Origin of the sequence: Aromatoleum aromaticum EbN1 (genome assembly GCF_000025965.1) — a bacterium.
Lineage (GTDB): Bacteria > Pseudomonadota > Gammaproteobacteria > Burkholderiales > Rhodocyclaceae > Aromatoleum > Aromatoleum aromaticum.
On the sequence record NC_006513.1, the window covers coordinates 3276229 to 3302463 of the forward strand.

General features: G+C 65.0%; 27 protein-coding genes and 4 pseudogenes. 17 read left to right on the plus strand and 14 right to left on the minus strand.

Annotation, left to right across the window (positions count from 1 at the left end):
* Positions 1-16: 16 nt before the first annotated feature.
* The gene (tnpB, locus tag EBN1_RS15565) at positions 17-376 is read right to left on the minus strand and encodes an IS66 family insertion sequence element accessory protein TnpB (protein ID WP_011237649.1); all 360 of its coding nucleotides are present in this window, start codon (positions 374-376) and stop codon (positions 17-19) included.
* Positions 376-681: an IS66 family insertion sequence element accessory protein TnpA gene (gene tnpA / locus EBN1_RS15570; RefSeq protein WP_041646090.1), complete on the minus strand. Its 306-nt coding sequence runs from the start codon at positions 679-681 to the stop codon at positions 376-378. Before tnpA (EBN1_RS15570) ends, tnpB (EBN1_RS15565) begins: the two co-directional genes overlap by 1 nt.
* A gap of 14 nt (positions 682-695) precedes the next feature.
* On the opposite strand from tnpA (EBN1_RS15570), the gene istA (EBN1_RS15575) reads away from it, so the two are divergent.
* Positions 696-2183, plus strand: a complete 1488-nt coding sequence (istA, locus tag EBN1_RS15575) for an IS21 family transposase (protein ID WP_011238931.1) — start codon at positions 696-698, stop codon at positions 2181-2183.
* A 22-nt stretch (positions 2184-2205) separates the two neighbouring features.
* On the plus strand, positions 2206-2940 hold the full coding sequence (gene istB / locus EBN1_RS15580; protein ID WP_011236010.1) for an IS21-like element ISAzo4 family helper ATPase IstB: 735 nt from the start codon (positions 2206-2208) through the stop codon (positions 2938-2940).
* 184 nt (positions 2941-3124) lie between these two features.
* Here the strand turns inward: istB (EBN1_RS15580) and EBN1_RS15585 are convergent, their stop codons facing one another.
* Positions 3125-3352: a hypothetical protein gene (locus EBN1_RS15585; RefSeq protein ID WP_011238932.1), complete on the minus strand. Its 228-nt coding sequence runs from the start codon at positions 3350-3352 to the stop codon at positions 3125-3127.
* Between the two features lie 57 nt (positions 3353-3409).
* The gene (locus EBN1_RS15590) at positions 3410-3754 is read right to left on the minus strand and encodes a hypothetical protein (RefSeq protein ID WP_157866627.1); all 345 of its coding nucleotides are present in this window, start codon (positions 3752-3754) and stop codon (positions 3410-3412) included.
* A 113-nt stretch (positions 3755-3867) separates the two neighbouring features.
* On the opposite strand from EBN1_RS15590, the gene EBN1_RS15595 reads away from it, so the two are divergent.
* The 3 genes and pseudogenes from EBN1_RS15595 to EBN1_RS15605 all read left to right on the plus strand — a co-directional run.
* Positions 3868-4095: a hypothetical protein gene (locus tag EBN1_RS15595; protein ID WP_041646495.1), complete on the plus strand. Its 228-nt coding sequence runs from the start codon at positions 3868-3870 to the stop codon at positions 4093-4095.
* 200 nt (positions 4096-4295) lie between these two features.
* Positions 4296-4892 (plus strand): annotated as a pseudogene (locus EBN1_RS15600) (transposase); the annotation flags it as partial.
* Positions 4893-4982: 90 nt separating this feature from the next.
* A pseudogene (locus tag EBN1_RS15605) lies at positions 4983-5758 on the plus strand (IS3-like element ISAzo18 family transposase); the annotation flags it as partial.
* Between the two features lie 19 nt (positions 5759-5777).
* On the opposite strand, the gene EBN1_RS15610 reads toward EBN1_RS15605, so the two are convergent.
* Positions 5778-7121, minus strand: a complete 1344-nt coding sequence (locus EBN1_RS15610; protein WP_083782911.1) for an IS4-like element ISAzo5 family transposase — start codon at positions 7119-7121, stop codon at positions 5778-5780.
* Between the two features lie 115 nt (positions 7122-7236).
* Between EBN1_RS15610 and EBN1_RS15615 the strand changes: the two are divergent.
* The 3 genes and pseudogenes from EBN1_RS15615 to istB (EBN1_RS15625) all read left to right on the plus strand — a co-directional run.
* A pseudogene (locus EBN1_RS15615) lies at positions 7237-7605 on the plus strand (transposase); the annotation flags it as partial.
* Between the two features lie 245 nt (positions 7606-7850).
* Positions 7851-8777, plus strand: a pseudogene (istA, locus tag EBN1_RS15620) (IS21-like element ISAzo12 family transposase); the annotation flags it as partial.
* 12 nt (positions 8778-8789) lie between these two features.
* A complete protein-coding gene (gene istB, locus EBN1_RS15625; protein WP_011237347.1) occupies positions 8790-9578 on the plus strand; it encodes an IS21-like element ISAzo12 family helper ATPase IstB in 789 nt (262 codons plus the stop codon).
* 1402 nt (positions 9579-10980) lie between these two features.
* Here istB (EBN1_RS15625) and EBN1_RS15630 read toward each other — a convergent pair.
* From EBN1_RS15630 to EBN1_RS15670, 9 genes are all read right to left on the minus strand, one after another.
* Positions 10981-12735 carry a YfjI family protein gene (locus EBN1_RS15630; protein WP_157866628.1) on the minus strand — a complete coding sequence of 585 codons (1755 nt, stop codon included), beginning with the start codon at positions 12733-12735 and terminating at the stop codon, positions 10981-10983.
* Positions 12736-12889: 154 nt separating this feature from the next.
* A complete protein-coding gene (locus EBN1_RS15635; RefSeq protein WP_011236060.1) occupies positions 12890-14467 on the minus strand; it encodes an IS66-like element ISAzo15 family transposase in 1578 nt (525 codons plus the stop codon).
* 96 nt (positions 14468-14563) lie between these two features.
* A complete protein-coding gene (gene tnpB, locus EBN1_RS15640; RefSeq protein ID WP_011236696.1) occupies positions 14564-14902 on the minus strand; it encodes an IS66 family insertion sequence element accessory protein TnpB in 339 nt (112 codons plus the stop codon).
* On the minus strand, positions 14902-15228 hold the full coding sequence (gene tnpA, locus EBN1_RS15645; protein WP_041645449.1) for an IS66 family insertion sequence element accessory protein TnpA: 327 nt from the start codon (positions 15226-15228) through the stop codon (positions 14902-14904). The genes tnpB (EBN1_RS15640) and tnpA (EBN1_RS15645) overlap by 1 nt, the downstream gene beginning before the upstream one ends.
* 19 nt (positions 15229-15247) lie before the next feature.
* Positions 15248-15847 carry a hypothetical protein gene (locus tag EBN1_RS15650; protein ID WP_011238940.1) on the minus strand — a complete coding sequence of 200 codons (600 nt, stop codon included), beginning with the start codon at positions 15845-15847 and terminating at the stop codon, positions 15248-15250.
* 379 nt (positions 15848-16226) lie between these two features.
* Positions 16227-16583: a hypothetical protein gene (locus EBN1_RS15655; RefSeq protein WP_041646498.1), complete on the minus strand. Its 357-nt coding sequence runs from the start codon at positions 16581-16583 to the stop codon at positions 16227-16229.
* A complete protein-coding gene (locus EBN1_RS15660) occupies positions 16580-16798 on the minus strand; it encodes a hypothetical protein (protein WP_041646499.1) in 219 nt (72 codons plus the stop codon). Before EBN1_RS15660 ends, EBN1_RS15655 begins: the two co-directional genes overlap by 4 nt.
* Positions 16795-17034, minus strand: a complete 240-nt coding sequence (locus EBN1_RS15665; protein WP_041646500.1) for a helix-turn-helix transcriptional regulator — start codon at positions 17032-17034, stop codon at positions 16795-16797. The genes EBN1_RS15660 and EBN1_RS15665 overlap by 4 nt, the downstream gene beginning before the upstream one ends.
* 220 nt (positions 17035-17254) lie before the next feature.
* A complete protein-coding gene (locus EBN1_RS15670; RefSeq protein WP_011238944.1) occupies positions 17255-18463 on the minus strand; it encodes a tyrosine-type recombinase/integrase in 1209 nt (402 codons plus the stop codon).
* 201 nt (positions 18464-18664) lie between these two features.
* Between EBN1_RS15670 and lepA the strand changes: the two genes are divergently transcribed.
* Genes lepA through nagZ form a run of 9 tightly spaced genes read left to right on the plus strand, consistent with a single transcriptional unit; the run spans position 18665 to position 26215 of the window.
* Entirely contained in the window at positions 18665-20461 is a 1797-nt protein-coding gene (gene lepA / locus EBN1_RS15675) for a translation elongation factor 4 (RefSeq protein WP_011238945.1), read from the plus strand.
* A 48-nt stretch (positions 20462-20509) separates the two neighbouring features.
* The gene (lepB, locus tag EBN1_RS15680; protein ID WP_011238946.1) at positions 20510-21298 is read left to right on the plus strand and encodes a signal peptidase I; all 789 of its coding nucleotides are present in this window, start codon (positions 20510-20512) and stop codon (positions 21296-21298) included.
* 18 nt (positions 21299-21316) lie between these two features.
* Complete coding sequence (locus EBN1_RS15685) at positions 21317-21676, plus strand: DUF4845 domain-containing protein (RefSeq protein WP_011238947.1); 360 nt, start codon at positions 21317-21319, stop codon at positions 21674-21676.
* Positions 21676-22353, plus strand: coding sequence for a ribonuclease III (gene rnc, locus EBN1_RS15690; protein ID WP_011238948.1), 678 nt, complete (start codon positions 21676-21678; stop codon positions 22351-22353). Before EBN1_RS15685 ends, rnc begins: the two co-directional genes overlap by 1 nt.
* Positions 22350-23267: a GTPase Era gene (era, locus tag EBN1_RS15695; RefSeq protein ID WP_011238949.1), complete on the plus strand. Its 918-nt coding sequence runs from the start codon at positions 22350-22352 to the stop codon at positions 23265-23267. Before rnc ends, era begins: the two co-directional genes overlap by 4 nt.
* A gap of 21 nt (positions 23268-23288) precedes the next feature.
* Positions 23289-24008 carry a DNA repair protein RecO gene (recO, locus tag EBN1_RS15700; protein WP_011238950.1) on the plus strand — a complete coding sequence of 240 codons (720 nt, stop codon included), beginning with the start codon at positions 23289-23291 and terminating at the stop codon, positions 24006-24008.
* Positions 24005-24760: a pyridoxine 5'-phosphate synthase gene (locus EBN1_RS15705; RefSeq protein WP_011238951.1), complete on the plus strand. Its 756-nt coding sequence runs from the start codon at positions 24005-24007 to the stop codon at positions 24758-24760. The genes recO and EBN1_RS15705 overlap by 4 nt, the downstream gene beginning before the upstream one ends.
* A 10-nt stretch (positions 24761-24770) precedes the next feature.
* Positions 24771-25148: a holo-ACP synthase gene (acpS, locus tag EBN1_RS15710; RefSeq protein ID WP_011238952.1), complete on the plus strand. Its 378-nt coding sequence runs from the start codon at positions 24771-24773 to the stop codon at positions 25146-25148.
* Positions 25145-26215: a beta-N-acetylhexosaminidase gene (gene nagZ, locus EBN1_RS15715; RefSeq protein ID WP_011238953.1), complete on the plus strand. Its 1071-nt coding sequence runs from the start codon at positions 25145-25147 to the stop codon at positions 26213-26215. The genes acpS and nagZ overlap by 4 nt, the downstream gene beginning before the upstream one ends.
* Positions 26216-26235 lie beyond the last annotated feature (20 nt).

The following is a 26235-nucleotide window of genomic DNA, read 5'->3' on the forward strand; positions in this document are numbered from 1 at the left end:
CCAAAAACGCCAGCATTCATACGGGTTTGCGGTTACTTTCTGGAAGCGCAAAGCGCTTTTTGAAGCGTGCCGGCTCGATGCCCTCGAGCAGCAGTTTCAGCCCCGTCCAGTCCATCTCGCGGGTGGCCACCCGCGACCAATCCGACACGAAACGGCCCGACTCGAGCCGCTTGGCCCAGATGCAAAAGCCGCTGCGATCCCAGTACAGGACCTTCATCTGGGTCGCGCGGCGGCTGATGAACACGAACAGATGCCCCGACAACGGATCCTGTCCCACGCCGTGGCGGGCGAGCGCATACAAACCGTCGAAGGATTTGCGCATATCGACCGGGCGCCCGTACAGATGCACCCGCACCGCGCCTTCGGGAAAGAACATCAGCCGCGCACCAGATGCAGCACGACGCCGTCACCCAGATCAAGCTTCAACTCCCAGCGCGAAGTACCGCCCGACCCCAGCACTCCCAGATCAACGAAGGCCTCTTTCCGAGTCGCCCCGCCAGCGACTGCCTTACCGCACACCGGACCGACCGTCGCTCGCCAGCGCTGAAAGCTCGAGACGCTGATCGACTCGCGCGCGCAGAATGCCGTGACGCTCAGCCCACTCGAACCGTGTCGGGCGAAAACCTCCTGCCACTCCTCTCGGCTGCGCCGGCGCCAATTGCGCTTGAGCACTCCTGCCATGAACGATCCCTCCATTGCTGAGCCTGGAGGCAATTGTCCACGTCGATCACGGGCCCAGGAATAACGCCGGTCAGTTACCGCTTACGTGCGGCCGGCCGTGGGCCGAGTTGTCGGCGGCCGACGAGGCCGAGTTGCGCCGGGTGCTGGGGGTCGCCCGGCGTGGACGTGGCGCGAGCGTCGCGAATGTGCCGCCGGATCTGGCGGCGGTGCATCAGGGGCTCAAGCGAAAGAACGTCACGCTGGCGCTGCTGTGGGAAGAGTACGTGCAGACGGCCGACGGGCCGAGCTATCAGTACTCGCGCTTTTGCGACCTGTACCGCGCGTTCGCCCGCACGCTCAAGCGCTCGATGCGCCAGGTGCACCGCGCCGGCGAGAAACTCTTCATCGATTACGCGGGCGACACGGTGCCGATCGTCGACGCCGACACGGGCGAGATTTCGCGCGCGCAGATCTTCGTCGCGGTGCTCGGCGCCTCGAGCTATACGTTCGCCTGCGCCACGGCGACGCAGTCGCAGGCCGACTGGCTGGGCTCGCTCGCGAAGGCGCTCAGCTTCATCGGCGGCGTGCCCGAGCTCGTGGTGCCCGACAATACGCGCTCGCTCATCGGTCAAGCCGACCGCTACGAGCCGCAACTGCAGCGCACCACCGCCGAGTTCGCCGCGCACTACGGCGTGGCGATCCTGCCCGCGCGCCCCTACAAGCCGCAGGACAAGGCCAAGGTCGAAGTCGGCGTACAGATCGTGCAGCGCTGGATTCTGGCGCGGCTGCGGCATCAGCGTTTCTTCTCGCTGGGAGAGTTGAACGAGGCGATCGCCGCGTTACTCGAGCCGCTGAACACGCGTGCCTTCCGGCGCCTGCCAGGCTCGCGCCACGAAGCGTTCGAGACGCTCGATCGGCCGGCGCTGCGCCCGTTGCCCGCCACCGCGTTCCAGTTCGCCCAGTGGAAACGGGCCAAGCCCAATATCGATTACCACGTCGAGTTCGACGGGCATTACTACAGCGTGCCGTATGCGCTCGCCGGCCAAGCGGTGGAGTTGCGCATCACCGCGAGCAGCATCGAATGCTTTGCCGCGGGCCGTCGCGTCGCGGTGCATGCGAGAAGCCACCGGCCCGGCGTCTACTCCACGCTCACCGAGCACATGCCCGCATCGCATCAGGCGCACCGTCAGTGGTCCCCGGGCAAACTCATCGCCTGGGGCGCCACGGTCGGGCCTCACACCGAGCAGGTGGTCAGCCACCAACTCGAACGCATGCCGCACCCCGAGCAGGGCTACCGGGCGTGCCTCGGGCTGATGCGCCTCGGTCGTCAATACGGCAACGAACGCCTCGAAGCCGCGGCGACCCGCGCCGTCACCCTCGGGGCGATGCGTTACCGCAACGTCGCCTCGATCCTCAAGAGCGGGCTCGACCGCGCGCCGCTCCCCGCATCCACTGCGCAGCAAAGCGAGCTCGCGCTACCGGCCGCTCACGAGAACCTGCGCGGGGCGCGCTACTACCACTGATTCCACCCACCGGAGAACATCGATGCTGATGCAACACAGCCTGCAACAACTGCGCACCCTGCGCCTGGAAGGCATGGCCCGCGCCTTCGAGGAGCAGCTCACCCAGCCCGCCATCACCGCGCTCAGCTTCGAGGAGCGTTTCGCCCAGCTCATCGATCGCGAGATCCTGCTGCGCGACGGCAAACGCATCGATCGGCTGCTCAAGGCCGCCCGCATCAAAGCCGCTGCCGCCTGCCTGGAGGACGTCGACTACCGCGCCGGCCGGGGCCTCGAGCGCAGTCAGATCGCCGCGCTCGGAACCGGCCAGTGGATTCGCCACCACCAGAACTGCCTCATCACGGGCCCCACCGGCAGCGGCAAGACGTGGCTCGCCTGCGCGCTCGCCAACGCGGCGTGCCGGCAGGGCCTCGCGGCCTACTACGTGCGTCTGCCGCGGCTCTTCGAAGAGCTGCGCATCGCGCATGCCGATGGCAGCTTCAGCCGACGCCTGATGCAGCTCGCGCGCATGGATCTCATCGTCATCGACGATTGGGGCCTGGCCGCGCCGTCGGCGCAGGAGCGAAGCGACCTGCTGGAGCTGCTCGACGACCGCGTCGGCACGCGTTCGACCGTGATCACCAGCCAGCTGCCGATCGAGCACTGGCACACCTACCTGGGCGACCCGACCTTCGCCGATGCGATCCTCGATCGCGTCGTGCACGCCGCGCACAAGCTCGCCCTCAAGGGCGAGTCGATGAGGAGAAAGGAAAAGGCATGAGGCCGTGCGCGCGAGACGCCTTACCCACAGGCGCCCGCCCGCCAGCGTATGAGGCGCGCTGGCGGCCGCCTGTGGATAAGCCTGCGCCGTGCCCCGAATTGACCGTGATCGTGACCGACACGGTTAGAATCTGAACCCCACGCTTGCGCGCGCCCCCCCCGGTCACGTTCGTCGGTGCAGGCGGTCACGTTCGTCGGAATGCGCATTCGACTGCAGCAAGGTCGCGGCAGAGCGCAGCGGCGATATACAGGTCGCTCGGCGTCCAGGCCGTGGCGCGCTTGGAGCGGATGACGTCATCCCAGAAGAGGAGGGCATCGTCATCGAGCGGGACCGGCGACACGGGCAGGGGCAAGCTCGCTTCCTGCGCGGCGGCAGCGGCGAACTTCAGCGAGTTGGCGTCAACCTTGCTCATTTTTTCAGCCTTTTTTTCCGAACGAAGAAAAAGACGACTCCGGGCGCGCTTGACAAATCATAAAAAGTGTGGAACATTTTTCGCCCCCCTAGGAGCGGACACGTCGGCCACGCGCAGGTTCTCGATGCGGTCGTCAAGTACATCGTCATTCCGGCGACCGAGCACGCGGTCAGGCCATACGCCGTAGTGCCAAGCCCAGGTCAGTTGTCCGCGTGTGTAGCGCACGCGCTTGTACTGAATGACGTGCTGCTCGCGGCCTCGATCGCACGGGCGGCGACGTTGAACTGCTCCGGCAAGGGTTCCCGCGCGGGTGCCCTTGCTCGGCTGGATGCGCCAGTACAGGGCGCCGTCGCGATAGTCGAAGATGTCGCGCACTTCGGCGGCGTTCAGGGCATAGCTCATTCCCATCCCCTTTCCGCGCCATGCGGTGCGGTCCACGCAAGGTTGCCGGCAGTGAATGACGGCTCGCGCTTGACGATGCTCACGGCCTCGTCCGCGCCGGGCCACTTGATCGGATGCCCGAGCTGGCGCTCAGCGATCCCGCGCAGGTGCGCGAGCTTGTCGGCGTCGCTCTTACCTTCGAGTCCGGGCAGTGCAGCTTCCAGGCGCTCGGCAAGGGCCCGCAGGCGGGACTGGCCGGTGCGGGCCTCATCACGTCGCTGCGCAATGCGCGTGCGCTGGTAGTGTCACCGATCGCCGTAATGGCGCCAAAGCGGGATCGGCGTAAAGGCGCCACGTGGTGATCGGCGTTATGGCGCCAGTGCCGGATCGGCGTAAAGGCGCCAGCCGGTGATCGCCGTATAGGCGCCACCGCAAGATCGCCGTAAAGGCGCCAGGAGGCGGCGCCGAGAGGAAGAAGTCAGCGTTTCGAACGTCCACCCACCGGGCTTAACCTGCCGAGTTTTTTCGGCCGGAAGAGTCCATGAGCAAACGGAGGTTCGAGATGTATCAATACCGACAGGTCCTGGTGCGCATGCGCCAGGGAGACGCCGACCGCGACATCGAGCGCTCGGGGCTGATGGGGCGCAAGAAGCTCTCACGACTACGCAAGACCGCGCAGGATCACGACTGGCTGGCGGCGGAGCGTCCGCTCCCCGAGGACGCCGAGCTGGCGGCGGTGTTCCAGGAACGGCCGCTACCGGCGAGCTGCGTATCGAGTCTGGTCGATCACCGCGAGCGGATCACCGCATGGGTCGAGGCTGGCGTTGCCGGCACTGCGATTCATGCCGCATTGGTCAGGAACCACGGTTACGCGGGGAGCTACTCCTCGGTCCGCCGCCTGCTTCAGTCGATCGACGCGAGCACGCCGCCGGCCTCGACTTGTCGCCTCGATTTCGAAGCGGGTGAGGCCGGCCAGGTCGATTTCGGCGCCGGCCCGGTGATGACCGACGTGATGACTGGGGCCAGCTTCAAGACCTGGTTCTTCGTCATGACACTTGCCTGGAGTCGCCACCAGTACGTCGAGTTCGTCCGCGACCAGACGGTCGAGACCTGGCTGGCCTGCCACCGCAATGCGTTCCAGTGGTTCAACGGCGTCGTCAGAGCGGGCCCCGGAAATTCGGACAGCCGGATAGGTGGTAGCCTTGCCCCAGCGATGGCCGCGTGAGCGGCCCTGAAATGGAGCAAGAGCATGACGAGAAGGAAACGGCGAAACCACTCGCCGGCGTTCAAGGCGCAAGTGGCGGTGGCCGCGCTCAAAGGAGACAAGACGCTGGCCGAGCTGGCGCAGCAGTTCGACGTCCATCCGAACCAGATCGCCGACTGGAAGAGCCAGTTGATGGAGCGCGCCGCGCACGTGTTCGGTGACGCCTCGGCGACCGCGACCGCCGCACCGGATCTGACGAAGCTGCACGCCAAGATCGGGCAGCTGACGCTGGAGAATGATTTTTTAGAAAGCGCGCTCACCAAGGCGGGCCTGCTGAGCGCAAGAAAATGATCGACCGCACCCATGAACTGCCGCTGACGCAGCAATGCCGGATTCTGCGTCTGGCGCGCTCGTCGATGTACTACACGCCGCGAGAAGTGTCGGCGCACGATCTGGCGCTGATGCGCCGGATGGACGAACTGCATCTCGAGCACCCGTTTGCCGGAGCGCGGATGCTGCGGGATTTGCTGCGCGCCGAGGGGCATGCGATCGGGCGCAAGCACGTCGGCACGCTGATGCGCCGCATGGGCATCGAGGCGCTCTATCGCAAGCCCAACACGTCCCGGCGCCGCCGCGGTGACGAGATCTATCCGTACCTGCTGCGGGATCTGAAGATCGAACGCCCCAACCAGGCGTGGGCCGCCGACATCACCTACATCCCGATGCGCAAGGGTTTCGTGTATCTGTTCGCCATCATCGATTGGTCCTCGCGCCGAGTGCTGGCGTGGCGGCTGTCGAACACGCTGACCACCGACTTCTGCCCATGTCGTTATACACAACTCAGGCCGCCTCATCGCGTAGCGCCTGTATGGTGGCGGCGGCATCCATGACGCGCTGCAAGCCCAGCCAGATGGTCTTCACACCCGGCTCGCCGTCGCCCTTGCGCGCCAGGAAGCCGCCGAGGGTGGCGATCAGGCGCAGCACTTCGTTGATGGTGGGCGGGGTGGCGGGCGGTTTCTTCTTCGTGAGCAGATACGCGCCGCGGATCTCGTCGGGGTCGAAGAAGAGCGTGGCATCCAGCTCGGGGCAGGTTCGGCCGGTGCGCATCAGATGCGCGATGCGCCAGGCGACGACCATGAACAACGCCAGCGCGCGCTCCAGGCGCTCGATGGCGGACAGTTGCAGCGCTTCGATCCGACAGCCGTTCTTGAGCACGTGAAAGAAAGTCTCGATCTCCCAGCGCGCCCGATACCAGTCGATCAGCTCGACCACGTCGGCAGCCGTCGCAGCTTCCCGGTTGGTGAGCAGGCGCCACTCCACGGGCTTGGTGCCGGCCGGCGCGCCGATCTCGCGCGCCACGATGCAGGTGGCCGATACCGTGCCCGCCTTGCCCGCAGGCAGGCTGACCCGTCGGGCCCACAGTTGCTGGCGCACCTCGCGCGCCTTCTGGCCGTGGCGCGAGCCCATCGTGAACACGATCTCGCCCAGCGGCTCGCCTGCGCAGGTGTGCGACCACAGCTTCGCGCCCTCTGGCAAGCAACGGTTGTGCTTGGCCCGCACCAGCCAGTCGGCCGGCGTGCCCAGCGTCTGGGCGCGCAGCATCATTTCCATCAGATCCGCTTCGCGGTCGGCTACATACACCAGGCGGGTGGTCGCCATCCCCGTGGCCAACTCCGCGACCCGCTCGTAGCCTTCGGGCCAGCGCGCGCTCTCCTTGATGCTGGTGCGCTCGCCTGGTTCATCGACATCCTCGCGCGCCCACATCCACGCATCGAGCACGCCCAGCGGTTCGCGCTCGGGCGTCACCGCATAGGTCGGGTGCAGGTACATGCCGCGGCGCGCCTCGTAGTTCAGCCGCCCCAGACCCGCGATGCCCTGCCCGTTGAAGTCCAGCTCGGTCGTGTCCTGCAGGCACAACACCACCGGATGGGCACGCATGCGGCTGCGGGTGCGCTCCCAATGCGGCGCCAGGATCGCCTGCCAGTCGACCTCGTCGTTGCCCAGGAAGCGGTACGCGCCAACCGTCTCGCCCCAGCCCCGGCACGCCATCGGAATGCCCGCCGTCGGCTTCGCCGACAACCGCTCCATCAGCACCTTCGCCCGCTTGTTCAGTCTCTCGTCGCCCAGCGCCATCCCCGCAAACTCCTCCACCACCCAGCTCTTCGTCGCCAACAGGTCACCCAAATTGCAAAAGTAGACGCGTTTTTATATGGGTTTACAAGCACTTCGTGTAAGTCATTGAAGGTCAACGATTATTCAGATCGGCGTGCCGGCGGTGCGGAGTTGTGTATAACGAGATGACTTCTGCCTCGATGCGGTGCGCGAAGCGCTGCATCGCTACGGCCGCCCGGAGATCTTCAACACCGATCAGGGATGCCAGTTCACCAGCACCGATTTCACCGACCTGCTCAAAGACAACGGCATCCAGATCAGCATGGACGGCAAGGGCTGCTGGCGCGACAACGTCTTCGTCGAGCGGCTGTGGAAGAGCGTGAAATACGAAGAGGTGTACCTCAAGGCCTATGACAGCGTCGCCGAGGCCAAGGCCCACCTGGGCGCCTACCTGCGCTTCTACAACGAACGCCGGCCGCACCGCGCTCACGACGGGCGCACCCCCGACCAGGCGTACTTCGGCGCGCTCCGCGATGAGACGCCGCTGGCGGCATGACGGCACAAAGGCTGGCTCCGTGGATTTATGGACGATGCGCTTCGCGCACCGGGCCGCTTGCCGTGGAAAAGTCTGACGACTTTCCCACCGCGCAGCCCTTCGCCCACAAGCTCCACCGAGCTCGAACCGATTTTTATAAAATATGAGAAAGTCAAAACCAACCCAGACCTCGGGCCCCCGGCCCTAACCGGCAAGGCTCCACTTATCGAACCGGATTCCCTGTCCAGACAATCGGGGCCACCTCTGTCGCCCGGGTCATCATCGACAACCCCAAGTGCGCGATCACCCGCGCCTGCACCCGCGACCCGCAGGTGCAGCGCGCCTACGCCGAGTGTGCCGAAGGATTCGGTTTCAGGATCTCCCCGTGTCCGCCGGCCGATCCCCGTAAAAAAGGGATCGTCGAGTCGGGAGTAAAATATGTCAAACGCAACTTTTTGCCGCTGCGCGAGTTCAGGAGCCTCGCCGACGCCAACCGGCAGGTGGCCGACTGGGTCATGGGCGAGGCCGGCAACCGCTGCCACGGGACGACGCGCGAGAAGCCGCTGACGCGCTTTGCCTCGGTCGAGAAGGCGCTCCTGCTGCCGCTGCCGACGGTGCCGCCGGTCCTGGCCACTTGGGTGAAGGTGACGGTCCATCCCGATACGCACGTCAAATTCGGACTCTGCCTCTACTCGGTGCCGTTCCGCCTCGTCGGGCAGGAACTGTGGCTACGGGCGACGCACACCTCGGTACAGGTGTTCCACGAGCACCAGCTCATCGCCAGTCATCCGCGGCTCAAGGATCCGGGGCGCCGCTCGACGGTGCGCGACCATCAGCCGCTCGAGGCGCAGGCCTATCAGCTGCGCGATCCGCAGTGGTGCCTCGAGGCCGCGACCCGGATCGGTTCGGCCTGCGCGGCGCTGATCGAGGCGCTCTTCGCCGACCGCGTCCTCGACAACCTGCGGGCCGCCCAGGGCATCGTCCGCCTGGCCAAGACCTACGGCAGCGCGCGCCTGGAGGCCGCCTGTGTCCGGGCGCTGTCCTTCGGCAGCCCGCGCTACCGCACGGTCAAGACGATCCTTGCCAAGGGGCTCGACCAACAGGCGGCGCAGAGCTCGTTCGATGCGCTGGCCGAGACCTATACCCGCGGCGGGCGCTTCTGCCGCGATACCAAATCCCTGCTGACCCACTAAAGGCGCATCATCATGAATCCGATTCCCGAACTCACTGCGTTCCTCAAGCAACTGCGCCTGTCCGGCATCCTCGATTCGCTCGATCTGCGGAACCGCCAGGCGATCGAGGGCAAACTCGCCTACACCGAATTCCTCTCCATCCTGATCGGCGACGAGGTCGCCCGGCGCGACCAGAAGAAGGTGGCGATGCGCCTGCGGCGCGCCAATTTCCGCGGCGAGAAGACGATCGAGGCGTTCGACTTCGACCGCCTGCCGAACCTCAATCGCAGCCTGATCCAGGATCTGGCGACCGGCCGCTACCTGAGCGAGAAGGTGGCCATCCTGATCGCCGGCCCGTGCGGCACGGGCAAGAGCCATCTGGCGCAGGCGCTCGGCCATTGCGCCGTGCGCCAGGGGCATGACGTCGTGTTCACGATGCAGACGCAACTCGTCGGCTCGCTGCACGCCGCGCGCGCCATCGGCAGCTTCGAGCGGCGCTTCCAGCAATTGGCTCGTGTGCCACTCCTGGTGATCGACGATTTTGGTCTGAAACCCCTTCGTCCACCGCACGACGAAGATTTCCACGACCTCGTCGCCGAGCGCTACGAGCGCGCATCAACGATCGTGACGAGCAACCTGGACTATGACGAATGGGGCGATGCCTTCCCGGCCAACCGCATGCTCGGCGCCGCCACCCTCGATCGGCTGCGGCATGGCGCCTACCGCGTCGTCCTCGACGGTGAGAGCTACCGCGCGCCGAAGCCATCGCCGGACTCGACCAGGGCGCCCGCGCGCTCGCCGGCGGCGGCCAAGGCGCGCTGAGGACGCCAGCCGTTTGCAGCGCCGTCCTCGGCGCTGCAAACCCCTTCAGCGGCGATCCCGCGGCCTCAACCCCCTGGGGCTCCGCCCCACACCCCGCGCTCGCCGCGGGGCAGCCGCCGGGGATGAAAAACATCCCCGGCACCTCCCCGGAGCATTGGCCACCCTCCACGGCGTCAAGGGGCTTTCGCGGCATAAACGGGCCGATGAAACCGGCCCATTTATTCCACGGTCCCCGTGACCCCGTTCCAGGCGAAAAGCCGGCCCCGCATCGTCCCGCTTTCGCCGGCGTCCGCCGGGTCCGTCCGCCCCTTTCTGAGCCTTCCATAACGCATATTTCGGTCCAATTCGACCCTTGCGCTTATGAGCGTTTTACCCCATCCTCCGCACCGTTCGAAACGCCACTTTCAAACCCCTCCAAGTGGCGCCATTACGCCGATCATGCCCGGCGCCTTTATGCCGATCCGTGACAGGTAGTGCACGCTGCAGAGGTCCTTGCAGTACACGGGGCGGTCACAGCCCGGTTCCGAGCAGGTGCGGGTCATTCGTCCACCTCACGCAGCCAAGGGTGGCGTGGGTCCAGGGGGAAGCCCTCAAGGGAGCTGCCGCGCAGGTGGCCCGACTTCTCGTAGGCTTGTTTACAAGACGAATGGCATGTAGCACAGAGAGACTGCAAGGCTCCCGTCCAGAAGCTGCGAATCGGGTCCTCGGCCTTGCGCCAGGGCTCGACGTGATCGGCGACAGTCGCAGGCTCGATACGTCCGGCAGCGCGGCAAAACGCGCACAGCGGGTGCAGCGCTAGCTGCGCTGCTCGTCGGCGTTGCCAGGCTCTGCTCGCGTAAAAGGCCACGTGGTCTCTCAAATGCAACTAAGTTGCACTAAGAATACCTGATATACGGTAGATGTCAAGCGCAAGGGCTTGAAATTGCTGATTATTTTGCTTGGGGTGGGGTCGAGGTCGAGGTCGAGGGCACACTCCCGCAGCGTTCCCAGCGTTCCCAGCGTTCCCAGCGTTCCCAGCGTTCCCAGCGTTCCCAGCGTTCCCGCAGCGTTCCGGGAACGCTCAAACCCGCGCCAGCAAAGGGATTCAGCCCGATTTTGCCCAGCGTTCCGGGGGAGACACGTGTACACAAGGAATTGCCCACAAGGGTGCTCTAACAAGGTGTGCTTTTGTTGGGAGGGTGTGTGTGTCTATATATATAGGTAAAAACAGCCTAGAACCCTTGTGGCTACTGGGGTTGAGCGTTCCCGGAACGCTCGGGAACGCTAGAGGGCAAATCGGCCTGAAACCCTTGTGGTTACTGGGTTTCAGCGTTCCCGTGAATTCCGGGAACGCTCGGAACGCTGGATGCGACCCCTCAAAGAAAAAGCGCCCCGAAGGGCGCCTTGTTGGGCTCGGACTCGATCAGAGCAGGTGTAACAGGCGGATGGACTTGTTCGGACCGGGCACGTCGTCCACCTCGTGGGCCAGCTCATCGAGAGCGACAAGGTGCTCGACAGCAGCATCGAACTCGCGTGCGGCCAACTTCGTGCGACGCAGCGCGGCGCTGCGTGTTACGCGGCTGGCAGGCTGGTACTTCGCCTCCTGCTTGCTCAGCGTGGCGGCGGGGCGCTCCAGCAACTCGGCGAGGGCCCTGCGCACCTTGGCAGCATTGGCCTGAACCTCGCCCTCGTGCATGTGCTCGCTCACGAACGCGAGCATCGTGCGGTCGGACGCTTCAACGAGCTTGTTTGCCCATAGTACGTGCTCGGCGCGAATTTCGGGCGCTTCAGGGTGATCCCACACTGCCAGGACGCCCGCCACGCGGAACGTCTTCTCGAAGCTGCGAACGAGCAGCGCCTTGCCGGTCGGGTCCGCTGCATCCGCCTTGTGGGAGCAGGCGATCTGACGCTCCTTGAGCATCGCCACCGCCTTGTGATGAATCGCGATGCCCATCGGGTTGCGGCCCGCTTCGCTGATGCGCTCGGCTCGGCGCTCCACCTCCCACGGCATGTCGGGTGCGCTCATTGTCCACTGCGGCACGACGTTGTCCCGGCCTCGGGCCATCAGGAAGCGCCCCAGCAGGCCGTCCGTGATGTTGCCCGCCTTGAGCTTTTCGCCGAGCGTGTGCGGGGTGCTGAACCCGATGATGTTCATGCACGGGTTCTGCAGGCTTCGCGCCTCGCGCCCCTTCACCCGGGCAAGTGCTCTGGTTGTGTATTCGCGTGCGGACGCCGAGAAGAGGCGCAGCAGGTTGCCGGCAAGGCTCACGAGGTAGGGCGGGGCTTTGCTGCCATTGACGGCGGCGAGCAGGTGCGCGACTTCGTCCACGTCGGTCAGCATCGCGCCAACATCGGGCAGCGCGTCTTCCAGTCCCTCGCCCGAGCCCGGCAGGCCGATGCAGGCCGTCCCGGCGTGGCGGGCAATGGAGCGGGCCACGCCGAGCGGAACATCCTTGCCTGCGCCCGTTTCAGCGATCCCAGCAGCATACAGATTCAAGCGCATGCCGTTGGGTAAGCTGTACGTTCCCGGAATGCTTGCGGCCATGCCGATGAGTGCGGCCAGCGTCGTTAGCTCGGGCTGGGGCTTGGTCGCCGATCCGAGCGCAGCGTTGACCGCTTCGGCCATCAGGCCTGGGTAGGGGTGCGGGAAGTCGGGCTCGGTCGTGGGCTCGATCTCGGTCGTGGGCTCTACTTCGGCCAGCGTTGCAATGTCGCCCTCGTTCTCGTCCTCAGCCGCACCGAAGGCTTGGATGGAGAGCAGGGCTTGTGCGCCGTGCAGGTCGTGGGCGGGGGCGTCCAGCAGGCCAATGATGCCGGGGATGCTCGGCGCATAGGCGGGGTTGCCGTCCAGGTAGCGGTACTGCACGCGCAGTTCCCGTGCTCGCTTCTCGGCGCTGCCGTAGCGGCTCGAATCACCCTTGTGGACGGCGATCAGGCCTGCGGCCTTGTGCAGGGTCTCGGCCTCGCTCCAGCCCCTAGCAAGGGCCAGCAAGGCGATCTGCATGCAGGCTTGGTTCCACCCTGTGCCATCCTTGAGCGACGCACTCCCGTCCAGCAGCGCGTCGAGGCTGGGGAGCGGGATACCGTCCAGGCGCTTGAAGTGCGATGCGGCCTGCTTGGTGCGCTTGCGCTTGGCCTGTGCGTCGGCGACCTTGGCCTGTGCCGTGGTGAACAGCACGCCGAATTTCGCCGAGAAGCACGGGCCCATCAGGGCGGGATGCGGACGCGGTTGGCTGCACAGTTCCGCGTAGCTCTCGGGCGTGAGGTTCAGCGCCTCATCGGGCGTGATCGCGACCTTGTACTGGGTAAGCGTCCGCCGCTTCCACGCCCTCTTACGCTTGCGCAGACTCTTTCTTTCTGATCGGCAGCAATTCGTCGATGCGGCTGTTGGGCCAGGCCGGCAGCTTCTCGAGGGTGTCGGAGAGCCACGCCAGGGGCTCGAAGCCATTGGCGCGTGCGGTGGCGAGCAGCGACTGAATCACCGCGGCCCGCTTGCCGGCGGCTTCGGAACCCGCAAACATCCAATTTTTCTTGCCCAGAGCGATCGGGCGGATGGCGTTCTCGATTGGATTATTGTCGATCGGCCAGTCGCCACGGCTCGCGTAACGCGCGAGCGCCGGCCAGCGCTTCAAGCTGTAGTCGATGGCGCGCGCCAGCGCCGCGCCATCGGCCACGGTCTTGCGGGTCTGCACGAGCCACAGGTACATCGCCTCCAGACGCGGGCGGGCGTACTGCGCGCGCAGTTCGGCGCGCGCCTCGATCGAGACGTCGCGCGCCTGCTCTTCGAGCGCATACAATTCGCCGATGCGCCGCAACGCCTCGGCCGCCACCGGGCTCTTGTTGGCCTGATGCAGTTCGAAGTACTTGCGTCTTGCATGGGCCATGCAGGCCAACTCGCCGATGTCGCCCCCCAGCAGCGCCTTGTACCCCGCGTAGTCATCGACCATGAGCATGCCCTTCCAGCCTTTCAGGAAGGCCTGGGGATATTGCCCGCCGCGCCCGGGCTGGTAATCGAAGAGGATGATGGGCGGGTCGGCGCCGAGCGTATTGCTGCGGTAGGCCCACAGATACGCCCGCTTCGTCTTGCCGCGCCCCGGATCGAGTTGCTCGACGGGGGTTTCGTCCGCATGCAGCACCGTACCCGCCAACAGATGCTCGACCAGTCGAGCGTAGAGGGGCGACAGCGCCACCCCGATACGCCCGATCCACTCGGACTGTGTCGAGCGCGGTAGCGCCACCTCGCTGCGCCGGGCAATCTGTTCGAGCCGGTACAGCGGCAGATGATCGACGAACTTGCTCACCGTCACCCACGCCAGCAGCCCCGGCGCGGCCAGGCCGCCGTCGATGACCGCCGCCGGCACGGGGGCGGTCGAGACCGTCTCGCAGTGCCGGCAGGCGTACTGCGGACGGATGTGGCGATGCACGAAGAACTTGGCCGGGATGATGTCGAGCTGCTCGGAGACGTCCTCGCCGATCTTGACCAGATCCTGCCCGCACGCGGCGCAGCTGCAGGATTCGGGCTCGTGGCGGTGTTCGATGCGCTCGAGGTGTGCCGGCAACGGCGGGCGGCCGGCGCGGGGGCGCTCGGGCGGGGCCTTCGGAGACGCTTCGGCTTCGGATGCCGCGGCGTCGCGCAGCGCCTCGAGCCGGGCTTCGCACGCGGCCAGATCGGCCGCGAGCGTCTCGTCGAACAAGTCCTTCATGCCCGCCGGCAGCGTCTCGCTGCGCGCGCCAAAGCGCAGGCGCTTGAGGGTGGCGATCTCGTGGACCAGGGCCTCGATCTTGAGCTTGCTCAGCTTGAGCTCGGCTTCCAGGCGGGCCACGTCGGCCGCCTGCGCGACCCACCGCTGAACCTGCTGCGCGAGCGCGGGCGGCAGGTCGAAAGCGGTCAGTTCGGCGGCGAAATCCATGCCGGAATTATACCCGATGAAGGCGCTGAATCCCAGCATCCACAAGGGTTTCAGGAATTTTTACGTGGCGGATCGTCGACGCTGCCGGCACACCGGTCACACCCGCCAGTGAGCCGGTGCGGCGGCACTCAGGCGCTGCCACTCGACCCCCGCCACGAGCCACTGCCACTGCTCGGCCGACAGCGCGAACACCGCCGTGTCGGCAGCGGGCCAGCTGAAGCTGCCCCGATGCAGACGCCGCTGACTCAGCCACACTCCGGTGCCATCCCACCGCAGCACCTTCACGCGCGTGCGGGCCCGGTTGATGAAGGCGTACGCACTGCCATCGCACGGCGCGCGGCCCAGGCTGTTCTGCAGCCGTGCCGACAGGCCGTCGATGCCCAGACGCATGTCGATCGGCTCGACCGCGAGCCAGATCTGCTCCGGCGCAATCATCACGTCGCCCCGTGCGCGAGCACCTCGGCGAGCCACGGCGCCGGCGGCAGCGCACCGAACTGCAGGCGCCAGCCCGACGGGCTGCACAGCGACAGCACATCCCCCGCTTGCCGTGGCGGCGCAACGCCGACAGGACGCGCCGCCACCAGCGTCAGGACCGAATCCGCCTCGCGCGCTGACTCGTGGCGCGACCGCCGAATCCAGTACCCCAGTGACTTCTTGCTCACGCCATGCGCGGCGCTGTAGGCCGCCTGCGTCTGACCGCTGCGGCGCCACCGCTCCACGTGCTCGCGCCAGCGCGCAACGCGCTCCGATTGTGTGCTCATCACGACCTCCGGGTGAAAATCAGGAGTGTCGGCAAAACCGGGGGGCTGTTACAGGTGGGAGCGGCGGACGCTTACTGTACTGGTCGTTGCTGCGCTTGACGTTCGGCGTGCGCCACATACGCTTGACGGTGTACACGCGCATGTCGAGCGTGTCGACGTAGAGGCTCATCGCCATCTCGCGATAGGCGAGGTGCAGATCGACGTAGCCGCTTGTCGAGGGCGTCGGGATGAAGCACTGCATCGGAACTTCGATGTGCGTGCCACGCCCGCCCGTCAAGTAGATGCGGACCATGTTGAGGTCCACGCCGTGGTCCTCGATCTTGCGCAAGAAGCGTTGGAACGCGGGGATGACTTCGTCCAGGTCGCCGTCAAAATCGGCGTAGAGATTGCCGTGCAGGCGGGCGGGGGTGCGAACTTCCTTGCCATCCGTGCCGGTCGTGACGGCCCATTCCGTGACGCCCAGTGCCGTTCGGAAGGCGGGCGGGTCCTCACTTGCGAGCGCGGCGAGAAGTTCCTCGCGCGTGCGGGGAATCCATCGCTCGGTGCCCCCGTGCTGTTGGCTGAAGTGGTCGCCGTGGGGGATTTCGTGGGTGGGTTGTGCTGCGGTGCTTGCGTTCATTTGGTGATACCTCGTGGCGGAGTGATGTGTCCGCCGCGAGCCTCGCCAAAGGTCCCGCAGCGGGTAGTACAGGCATCACTATAAACAGAATCTATTAGACCAGCAATCAAAATCATGGTATTATCGCGCGCGAATGCGGTATCCATGTACTCGAAATACAGTAGAAAAACGGTGATGTATCGATTCTGCCGATATGGCTTGCGTTATCCCGTTCTCGGGGCGATAATTCAGTCACCTCGCCAAAGGTCCCGAGCAGCATGTTTCAAAAGCAAACCCGCCGTGAGGCGGGTTTGTTGTTTCTGCTGCTGGCTCTACCCGAAAATCATCCCGAGCAGGCCAGCGAGCGCGACGATAGCGCCCAGGACGAACGCGTCGACGTTCACAGCGCTCTCCCGAAAACCATGGCGCGCCAGCGCGGCTCACTGATGAACCCGCAGTGCTCTCGCTGCTCGTCCTCACGGAACTTGCGGCGCAGCACTTGCAGTTCTCGTGCTCGATCTACGGCGGCGGCTTCGGCGGCGACGAGCCTTGCGAGCGTGAGCAAGTCCAGGCCGTCGCCCTCGCTGGCCTCGGCGCCAAGCTCGGCCCGGAGCATCAGTGCGGCGAGGAGCGGGTCGAGCGCGGTGCGGCGCGGCCAGCCAGGGGCGGGGACCAGGACGAGCCCATGCACTTGATCAAGTTCGACCTTGCGGCCGAGCAACAGCAGGTGCAACGCAACCTCACTTGAAATGATCATTTGGAATTCTCCTTGGAACGGCGCCCGAGCACGAAGCCGAGCACGAAGGCGCCGCGCAGTGCAGCGTCGCCGTGCGTCACTTCGCGGGGTAGGGGCGGGATCTTCAGCCTCGCGCGACGCTCAGCCTCGGCGATCATCTGCTCCACGTCACAGCCGCGCAGGGATTCGGCGATGGTGGTGTCGCGCAGCATGGCGGCGATTTGGGCGGGGCTCATTGCTGCACCTCCACACGTCCGGCGATCCACGCACGAACGGCGTTGAGGTCCCAGCGCGAGCACGCTGAGGAGAGGCGAATTTGACGAGGAAAGGTGTCGTCCTCGCGCATCCAGCGCCAGACGGTTTTCTCGTGGATGGTGAGGATTGCGGCAACGTCTTTGACGGTACCGAGTTCAATTGCGTGTGTAGTGGCCGATGAGGACATGGCGACTTCTCCCTTGGAGAGTTCGCGCAAGTCGGGTTTGGCTCGACCCTTGGCAGCTATTTCCTGAATCCTCAGCGGGTAGCGCCCCTCTGCTCGGTTCCCTCGGATTTCAGAGGGTCAGCTTTCCGGGCGTGTCGCGAACCTTGCGAAAAATTCGGTCCCCGCCCTTGTGCTGCCTCAGAGCATTGCGCTCCGATAGCCGAATACTACCGGCTACCGAATGTCATTGCAAGAGACTACCCAAAATAATTTACGCGCTGCGTTGGAATGGCAAGACTTTTGCGCCCGTTCGCAACTCGTCCAGCAGGTCGGCCCATTCCTGCAGCATCTTGCGTCGCTCGGGCAGGTACTGCATGTGGTTGTACGACGCTCGAACGCGATTTCCTTCGTCGTGCGCGAGCTGTCGCTCGATCCAGTCGGAGTTGTAGCCCCGTCCGTTCAGCATCGTGCTGAACGTTCCGCGTGCTCCGTGTGGGCTGAACTTGTCGGCGTATCCGAGCTTGACCACGGCGTTCCTAATGGACTGGGTCGGCATCGTCTGCGTCTTCGTACCTTGGCTCGGGAACAGGAATGCCGTGTCCCCGGTGATCGGTTCGAGTTCCTTCAGGAGGTCGACCGCTTGGTTCGACAGCGGAACGATATGGGGCTTCCGTGTCTTCATGCGTTCTTTCGGAATCGTCCAGTTCTGCCCGTCGATATCGAACTCGGCCCATCGTGCGCCGCAAACCTCGCCCGGTCGAACGGCCGTGAGCATCAGCAGTTGCAGCGCAATCCGCGTCGTTGCGTGCCCGGTGTAGTCGGACAGCTTGCGCAGGAAGTCGCCCACATCGCGCTCCTCAAGATGGCGATGGTGCTCAGTGACGCAGCGGGCGATCTGGCGCTTCAGCGGTTCGGCAGGGTTCGTGTCCGCGCGGTGCGTCAGGATCGCAAGGTTGAACACGGAGCCCATGATCTGGCGCGCGAGGATTGCACGGGTAGTTGCCCCACGGGCCACAATCTTCTTCATCACATCATGCAGAAGCGGCGATGTGATCGACCGGATCGGCAGCTTTCCGATGCGCGGCAAAATGTCTTTGTCGAGGATTGTGCGGACGTGGTGCCTGTGTCCCTTCGACCAGGAATCGACCTTGGACTGATACCATTCGTCAGCGACGGGAGCGAAGGTGTTCAGGTTCTCGTCGATAACGGCTTGCTTTGCCTGCTGCCGGTAGTGGCTCGGGTTGAACCCCTGCTTGACGAGGTCGCGGGCTTCGTCCCGTGCCTTGCGAGCATCGGCGAGACTTACCCGCGGGTATGCGCCAATCGCGAACACGTTCTCCTTGCCCGCAAGGCGGAAGCGGTAGCGCCAGAGCTTGCCCCCGGCCGGTGTGACTTCAAGGTACAATCCGCCCCCGTCCGCCATCTTGACCGGCTTTGCGCCGCCCTTGACGCCACGGATTGCTTTATCAGTTAGTTGCATGGCATACCTCTTTGTCGTTTTTGAGGGTATCGGGTAGCAGCCTCATTGTCTCATACCCGCTTTTCTACCCTCAATATCGTGCGATGCGATGCTACTGAATGCGACTCGCTGCTACAGGAAATTGAAGGAAATAGAGGTTTTTCAGTGGGTTACGCTACTTTCTGCGACACTGAGAGACTGTTAGCTACTGCGGAAGCCACTTTGCAACATATCCGAAATTTTTCGATTATCGCTCACATCGATCACGGCAAGTCCACGCTGGCGGATCGGCTCATCCATTTCTGCGGGGGCCTGTCCGATCGCGAGATGGAGGCGCAGGTTCTCGATTCGATGGATCTCGAGCGAGAGCGCGGAATCACGATCAAGGCCCAGACGGCGGCGCTGCATTACAAGGCCAAGGACGGGCAGGTTTATAACCTCAACCTGATCGATACGCCGGGCCACGTGGACTTCTCGTACGAGGTCAGCCGCTCGCTGTCGGCGTGCGAAGGCGCGCTGCTCGTCGTGGATGCCTCGCAAGGCGTCGAGGCGCAGACCGTGGCGAACTGCTATACCGCGATCGAGCAGAACGTCGAAGTGGTTCCGGTCCTGAACAAGATCGATCTGCCGGCCGCCGATCCCGAGAGCGCGCGCAAGGAGATCGAGGACGTGATCGGCGTCGATGCGTCCGAAGCGGTGCTGTGTTCGGCGAAGACCGGACTCGGCATCGAGGATGTGCTGGAGACCGTCGTGCGCCGCGTGCCGCCGCCGAAAGGCGATCCGGACGCGCCGCTGAAGGCGCTGATCATCGACTCGTGGTTCGACAATTACGTCGGCGTCGTGATGCTCGTGCGCGTCGTCGATGGCGTGCTCAAGCCGAAGGACCGCATCCTGCTGATGGCCAATGGCGCGCAATACCCGTGCGACCAGGTCGGCGTGTTTACGCCGCGCTCCGTGGCGCGTCCCCAACTGTCGGCCGGCGAGGTCGGATTCATCATCGCCGGGATCAAGGAACTGCAGGCGGCGAAAGTTGGCGACACGGTGACGCTCGCGATGCGCCCGGCGAGCGAACCACTGCCCGGCTTCAAGGAAATCAAGCCGCAGGTGTTCGCCGGACTTTACCCGGTCGAATCGAGCGAATACGACCAGCTGCGCGATTCGCTCGAAAAGCTCCGACTCAACGACGCTTCGCTGCAGTACGAGCCGGAAGTGTCGCAGGCGCTCGGCTTCGGGTTCCGCTGCGGTTTTCTCGGCCTGCTGCACATGGACATCGTGCAGGAGCGGCTCGAGCGTGAATTCGACATGAACCTCATCACCACCGCGCCCACGGTGGTGTACGAAGTCGTCATGAACAGCGGCGAGGTGATCCGCGTCGAGAACCCGGCCAAGCTCCCGGATCAGTCGAAGATTGCCGAGATCCGCGAGCCGATCATCACCGCGACGATCTTCCTGCCCCAGGACTACGTCGGGCCGGTCATCACGCTGTGCAACCTCAAGCGCGGCGCGCAGGTGGACATGCGCTACCACGGTCGCCAAGTCCAGCTGATCTACGACCTGCCGATGAACGAAGTCGTGATGGACTTCTTCGACAAGCTGAAGTCTGTTTCACGCGGCTACGCGTCGCTCGACTACGAGTTCAAGGAGTACCGCGCAGCCGATCTCGTCAAGCTCGACCTGCTGGTCGGCGGCGAGAAAGTCGACGCGTTATCGGTGATCGTCCATCGCGCCTCGGCCCAGTACCGTGGGCGTGAAGTCGCGGCGAAACTGCGCGGACTGATCCCGCGCCAGATGTTCGATGTTGCGATCCAGTCGGCGATCGGCTCCCACATCGTCGCCCGTGAAACGATCAAGGCGCTGCGCAAGAACGTGCTCGCCAAGTGCTATGGCGGGGACATCTCGCGCAAGAAGAAGCTGCTCGAAAAGCAGAAGGAGGGCAAGAAGCGGATGAAGCAGGTGGGCAACGTGGAGATCCCGCAGGAAGCTTTCCTCGCCGTGCTACGAGTCGATGAAGGCAAATGATGCGCAGACCGGCGTGATGGCGCCGGAACGCTTCGATACGGAGTCCGTGTGAATTTCGCCCTGGTATTGTTTCTGCTGCTTGTCGCCACCGGAGTGCTGTGGCTGATCGACCGCTTTATCGCGCGCAAACGGCGCGCACCCGGCTCCCCTCCGCCTTGGTGGGTCGAGTACGGGGCGAGCTTTTTCCCGGTCATCCTGATCGTGTTCGCGCTGCGATCCTTTCTCGTCGAGCCGTTCAAGATTCCGTCGGGCTCGATGATTCCGACGCTGCTCGTCGGGGACTTCATCCTCGTCAATAAATGGGTCTATGGCATTCGCGTGCCGGTGATCAACAAGAAGATCATCGACGTCGAGGAGCCGAAACGCGGCGATGTGATGGTGTTCCGCTATCCGGCCGATCCTTCCCTCGACTACATCAAGCGTGTGGTCGGCCTGCCCGGCGACAAGGTCGAATACCTGAACAAGCGACTACGGATCAACGGTCAAGTGGTCGAACTGGTACCCCAGCCCGACTACCTCCATCCGGACCGGCTCTACTATTCTCCCCGCTTCGCCGAGAAGCTCGGGGACGCCAATCATTCGGTGCTGATCGAGCGGGACACGCCGGCATTCGTTCCGCATGTGCTGGACTTCCCCTACCGTGAAAACTGCACCTACACGACGGCCGGTGTAACCTGCACTGTGCCGGAAGGGCATTATTTCGTCATGGGCGACAACCGCGACGCAAGCAGCGACAGCCGCGTGTGGGGTTTCGTGCCCGACGAGAACATCGTCGGGCGTGCATTTTTCATCTGGTTCAACTTCAGTGACATGAAGCGCATCGGTGGTTTCCATTGATACGGAGAACTTAATCGCATGAGAGGCAGACAACTGGGTCTCAGCCTGATGGGCGTGCTGATCGTCGGGGCGCTGCTGGGCTCGGCGCTGCTGGTCGCGTTCCGCACCGTGCCGGCGATCAACGAATACCTGGCCATCAAGCGCAACGTGAAGCTGGTTGCGGAAGAAGGCGACAACGGCGTGGCGACGCCGGAACTGCGCCGCAGCTTCGACAGGCGCCGCCAGATCGACGACGTCGTCACGGTGAGCGGGGCAGACCTCGATATCTCGAGGCCGGGCGGGAAGACGGTCGTCGAAGTCGTTTACGAACGCAAGGTGCCGGTGGCGGGGAACGTCAGCCTGCTGTTCGACTTCCAGGCCACGTCGGCCGAGCAATAGTGGCAGGCAAGCTCGACCGCCTGCAGCGCAGCCTCGGACACCGGTTCGACAATCCGGCGCTGCTCGAGCAGGCACTCACGCATCGCAGTTTCGGACAGCCGAACAACGAGCGCCTGGAGTTCCTCGGCGACAGCATCCTCAACTGCGTCGTCGCGATTGCGCTGTTCGAGCGTTTCGCGAGCCTGCGCGAAGGCGAGATGTCGCGCCTGCGTGCATCGCTGGTGTGCCAGGATGGCTTGCACCGGGTCGCGCTGGAACTCGATCTCGGCGAATATCTCCGCCTGGGCGAAGGCGAGATGAAGAGCGGCGGCTTTCGTCGCCCGTCGATTCTCGCGGATGCGCTCGAGGCGGTGTTCGCGGCGACATTTCTCGATCAGGGCTTCGCCGCCGCGAAAGCGGTGATCGATCGCCTCTACGACCCGATGATCGCCGCGATCGATCCGGGCGTTGCCGCGAAAGACCCGAAAACGGCGCTGCAGGAACTGCTGCAGGGGCGCAAGCTGCCGCTGCCGACCTATGTGATGGCCAAGGTCCACGGCGAAGCCCATGCGCAGGAATTCGAGGTGGTGTGCGAGGTCAACGCACTGAACCTTCGCACCACCGGCCGCGGCACCAACCGTCGTGCCGCAGAACAGCAAGCAGCGGAACTCGCGCTGGCCCAGTTGAGGAAGCCATGAACCAGGAAGACACGCCGCAAGCCGATGACAAGGCGCTGTTTCGCACCGGCTTCGTCGCCATCGTCGGGCGTCCCAACGTGGGCAAGTCGACTTTGCTGAACCGGCTGATCGGGCAGAAGATCAGCATCGTCTCCCGCAAGGCCCAGACCACGCGGCATCGCGTCACCGGCATTCTGACGAGCGACAACGCGCAGTTCGTGTTCGTCGATACGCCCGGTTTCCAGACACGCCATCGCAACGCGCTGAATCGCTCGATGAATCGCACCGTGTCGCAGGTGCTCGGCGACGTCGATCTGGTGTTCCTGGTGATCGAGGCCGGGCGCTTCGGCGACGACGACCGCAAGGTCGTCTCGGTGTTGCCGGGCGACGCGAAAGTGGTGCTGGTCATCAACAAGGTCGACCGGCTGGGCGACAAGAGCCAGCTCCTGCCGTTCATCGCGAAGATGGCGGAAGTCTATCCCTTCACCGAAATCGTGCCGTTGAGTGCCGAACGCGGCACGAACGTCGAAGCTCTCGTGAAAACGGCCACGCCGTTGCTGCCAGAAGGCGAGCCGATGTACGGCGCCGACGAGATCACCGATCGCAGCGAACGTTTCCTGGCGGCTGAATTCCTGCGCGAGAAGCTGTTCCGCCTGCTCGGCGACGAACTGCCCTACGGCGTGGCCGTCGAGATCGAGAAGTTCGAGACGGAAGGCAACCTGCGTCGAATTTATGCAGCTGTCGTGGTCGACAGGTCCAGCCACAAGGGCATCGTCATCGGCAAGGGGGGCGAGCAACTGAAGCGTATCGCCTCCGAGGCGCGTGTCGAACTCGAGAAGCTTTTCGACGGCAAGGTGTTCCTCGAAGTGTGGGTCAAGGTGAAGAGCGGCTGGGCCGATGACGAACGGGCGCTCAAGAGTCTCGGCTACGAATAACCCGACCATGCGCGTGGGGCCGTGAGCCAGAAGCAGCGCATCGACCAGCAACCTGCGTTCGTCCTGCACACTTATCCGTGGCGCGAAACCAGCTTGGTCGTCGAGATTTTCTCGCGCGACCACGGCCGAGTCGCGCTGGTCGCCAAGGGCGCGCGCCGGCCGATGTCAGCGCTGCGCGGCGTGATCATGGCGTTCCAGCCGCTGCTGATGGACTGGTCCGGCGGGGGCGAGGTCAAGACCCTGGTGCGTGCCGAGTGGCGCGGCGGGCAGCCGCTGCTCACCGGTCGGGCATTGATGTGCGGTTACTACCTCAATGAACTGCTGGTGCGGCTCACCGCACGCGAGGATGCGCACCCGGCGCTGTTCGAGGCCTATGCGGACGCGCTTTCGCAACTCGGACGCGGCGACGTGGCACCGATCCTGCGGCGCTTCGAACTCACGCTGCTGCGCGAACTCGGTTACGGCATCGGCCTGGACCTCGAAGGCGACTCGAACCGGCCCGTTGATCCCGTGCAGCAGTACGTCTATATAATCGAGAAAGGTCCGGTACGGCTCGCCGGCGACGACGAAGGCCTGCCGGGCGTGAGCGGCCAGACGCTGCTCGACATGGCGCACGGGGATTTTTCCCGCGCCGAAACCCTTTTCCAGAGCAAGGCGCTGCTGCGCCTGCTGATCAACCACTATCTCGGCGGACAGCCGCTGCAGTCGCGCCGGGTGCTGAAGGAGTTGCAGGAACTGTGATCGAACTCGGCGTCAACATCGACCACGTCGCGACGCTGCGTCAGGCGCGCCGCACGTGGGAACCGGATCCCGCCTGGGCGGCGATGGAAGCTCATCTGGGCGGAGCGGACGGCATCACCGTGCATCTGCGCGAAGACCGCCGCCACATTCAGGACGAGGACGTGCGCAGGCTGCGCGAACTCACGCAGGTCAAGCTGAACCTCGAGATGGCCGCGACCGACGAGATGGTCGGCATCGCATGCGCGCTCAGGCCCGAGATGGCGATGCTGGTGCCCGAAGGGCGCCACGAGGTGACCACCGAGGGCGGACTCGACGTGCTGGCGCAGGAAGGGCGGCTGAAGGACGTCGTCGCACGGCTCGCCGATGCCGGAATCGTCACGAGCGTGTTCATCGATGCCGAACTCGGGCAGGTCGAAGCGGCGGCCCGCATCGGCGCCCGGGTCTGCGAAATCCATACCGGCCCCTACGCCCATGCATTCCACGCCGCCGGCCGCGATCCGCAGAGTGCTGCGGTCGTGGACGAGATCGACAAGGTCCGCCGCGCCGGCGAGGCGATCCGGGCGCTTGGCATGCGCTTCAATGCCGGCCATGCGCTGAACTACTACAACGTGCAGCCGATCGCGCGTTTGCCGGAGGTGCGCGAACTGCATATCGGCCACGCGATCGTCAGCCGTTCGGTGTTCACCGGCCTGCGCGACGCGGTGCGCGAAATGAAGCGGCTGATGCGCGAGGCCGCCGGCGTCGGGCGATGAGCCGAGGCGCATGATCCACGGCATCGGCACCGACATCGTGCAAATCGAACGCGTGCAGCGCTCGCTGGATCGTCATGGGGCGCGCTTCGCCGCGCGCATTCTTGCTGCGTCCGAGCGCGACGGTTTTGCGGCGAGCCGCGACCCCGCGCGCTTCCTCGCCAAGCGCTTCGCCGCCAAGGAAGCGTTCGGCAAGGCGCTCGGAACAGGCGTCGCGATTCCGGCAACGCTGCACGCGGTGGCGGTTGACCACGACGAGCGCGGCAAGCCGCTGTATTGCTACGGTACGGCACTGGCCGGCTTTCTGGCCGAGCGCGGCCTCAGTGCACATTTGAGCCTCACCGACGAAGTGGACTACGTCGTCGCCTTCGCCCTGATCGAGAAACGATGACTTTGCAATCCGATTTGCCCGCCACTGTCCGGCCGCTGGGGCCGGTGATGCTCGATGTCGCAGGCTTTGCGCTGACGGAGGAGGAGCGCGAGCGGCTGCTCGACCCGCTGGTCGGCGGCGTGATCCTGTTCGCCCGCAACTTCCGCGACTCGGAACAGTTGCAGGCGTTGACCGCCGAGATTCATGCGCTGCGCAGCCCGGCGCTGATCATCGCCGTCGATCACGAAGGCGGTCGGGTGCAGCGTTTTCGCACCGACGGCTTCACGCGCATTCCGTCGATGCGCTGCCTGGGACGCCTCTGGGAGCGCGACCATGTCGCTGCGCTCGAATCCGCCCGCTGTGCGGGCTACGTGCTTGCCGCCGAGCTCCTCGCGCATGGCGTCGATCTGAGCTTCACGCCGGTGCTCGATCTCGACTACGGTTGCAGCCGCGTCGTCGGCGACCGGGCTTTCCACCGCGACCCGCTCGTCGTCGCGGCGCTGGCGCAGTCGCTGGTGTCCGGCATGGCGGACGCCGGTATGGGGTGCGTCGGCAAGCATTTTCCGGGTCACGGCTATGCCGAAGCCGATTCTCACGTCGAGATCCCGGTCGATGAACGCGAGTTCGACGCGATCTGGACCGAGGACATCGCCCCGTACCGCCATCGGCTCGGGCGCCAGCTCGCCGGGGTGATGCCTGCGCACGTCATCTATCCGCGTGTCGATCCGAATCCGGCCGGTTTCTCGCGCTTCTGGTTGCAGGACATCCTGCGCGGGCGCGTCGGCTTCGGCGGGGTGATTTTCAGCGACGACCTGACGATGGAAGGCGCGACCGTCGTCGGCGACATCCTGGCACGCGCGCGCGCCGCGTTCGGCGCCGGATGCGACGTGGTGCTGGTATGCAACCGCCCCGACCTCGCAGTCGACCTGCTCGACCGCTGGGCGCCCGACATCGCCCCGGAGAGCCGGGCGCGCATTGAAGCGTTGCGCTCGCGTCCGCAGGCTGCCGATCCGTTCGCACTGGAACTGCATCCGGTCTATCGGCAGGCGCGTGACGTCGTCGCGGGCCTCGTCGAGGACACGGCCTAGATCGCGCTCGCGGGGTCCTC

Coding starts and splice junctions, on each gene's coding strand:
- tnpB (WP_011237649.1), bottom strand. CDS start 376: ATGTTCTTTCCCGAAGGCGCGGTGCGGGTGCATCTGTACGGGCGCCCG.
- tnpA (WP_041646090.1), bottom strand. CDS start 681: ATGGCAGGAGTGCTCAAGCGCAATTGGCGCCGGCGCAGCCGAGAGGAG.
- istB (WP_011236010.1), top strand. CDS start 2,206: ATGCTGATGCAACACAGCCTGCAACAACTGCGCACCCTGCGCCTGGAA.
- EBN1_RS15585 (WP_011238932.1), bottom strand. CDS start 3,352: ATGAGCAAGGTTGACGCCAACTCGCTGAAGTTCGCCGCTGCCGCCGCG.
- EBN1_RS15590 (WP_157866627.1), bottom strand. CDS start 3,754: ATGAGCTATGCCCTGAACGCCGCCGAAGTGCGCGACATCTTCGACTAT.
- EBN1_RS15595 (WP_041646495.1), top strand. CDS start 3,868: ATGCCCGAGCTGGCGCTCAGCGATCCCGCGCAGGTGCGCGAGCTTGTC.
- istB (WP_011237347.1), top strand. CDS start 8,790: ATGAATCCGATTCCCGAACTCACTGCGTTCCTCAAGCAACTGCGCCTG.
- EBN1_RS15635 (WP_011236060.1), bottom strand. CDS start 14,467: ATGGATTTCGCCGCCGAACTGACCGCTTTCGACCTGCCGCCCGCGCTC.
- tnpB (WP_011236696.1), bottom strand. CDS start 14,902: ATGATTGCGCCGGAGCAGATCTGGCTCGCGGTCGAGCCGATCGACATG.
- tnpA (WP_041645449.1), bottom strand. CDS start 15,228: ATGAGCACACAATCGGAGCGCGTTGCGCGCTGGCGCGAGCACGTGGAG.
- EBN1_RS15650 (WP_011238940.1), bottom strand. CDS start 15,847: ATGAACGCAAGCACCGCAGCACAACCCACCCACGAAATCCCCCACGGC.
- EBN1_RS15655 (WP_041646498.1), bottom strand. CDS start 16,583: ATGATCATTTCAAGTGAGGTTGCGTTGCACCTGCTGTTGCTCGGCCGC.
- EBN1_RS15660 (WP_041646499.1), bottom strand. CDS start 16,798: ATGAGCCCCGCCCAAATCGCCGCCATGCTGCGCGACACCACCATCGCC.
- EBN1_RS15670 (WP_011238944.1), bottom strand. CDS start 18,463: ATGCAACTAACTGATAAAGCAATCCGTGGCGTCAAGGGCGGCGCAAAG.
- EBN1_RS15685 (WP_011238947.1), top strand. CDS start 21,317: ATGAGAGGCAGACAACTGGGTCTCAGCCTGATGGGCGTGCTGATCGTC.
- era (WP_011238949.1), top strand. CDS start 22,350: ATGAACCAGGAAGACACGCCGCAAGCCGATGACAAGGCGCTGTTTCGC.
- acpS (WP_011238952.1), top strand. CDS start 24,771: ATGATCCACGGCATCGGCACCGACATCGTGCAAATCGAACGCGTGCAG.
- nagZ (WP_011238953.1), top strand. CDS start 25,145: ATGACTTTGCAATCCGATTTGCCCGCCACTGTCCGGCCGCTGGGGCCG.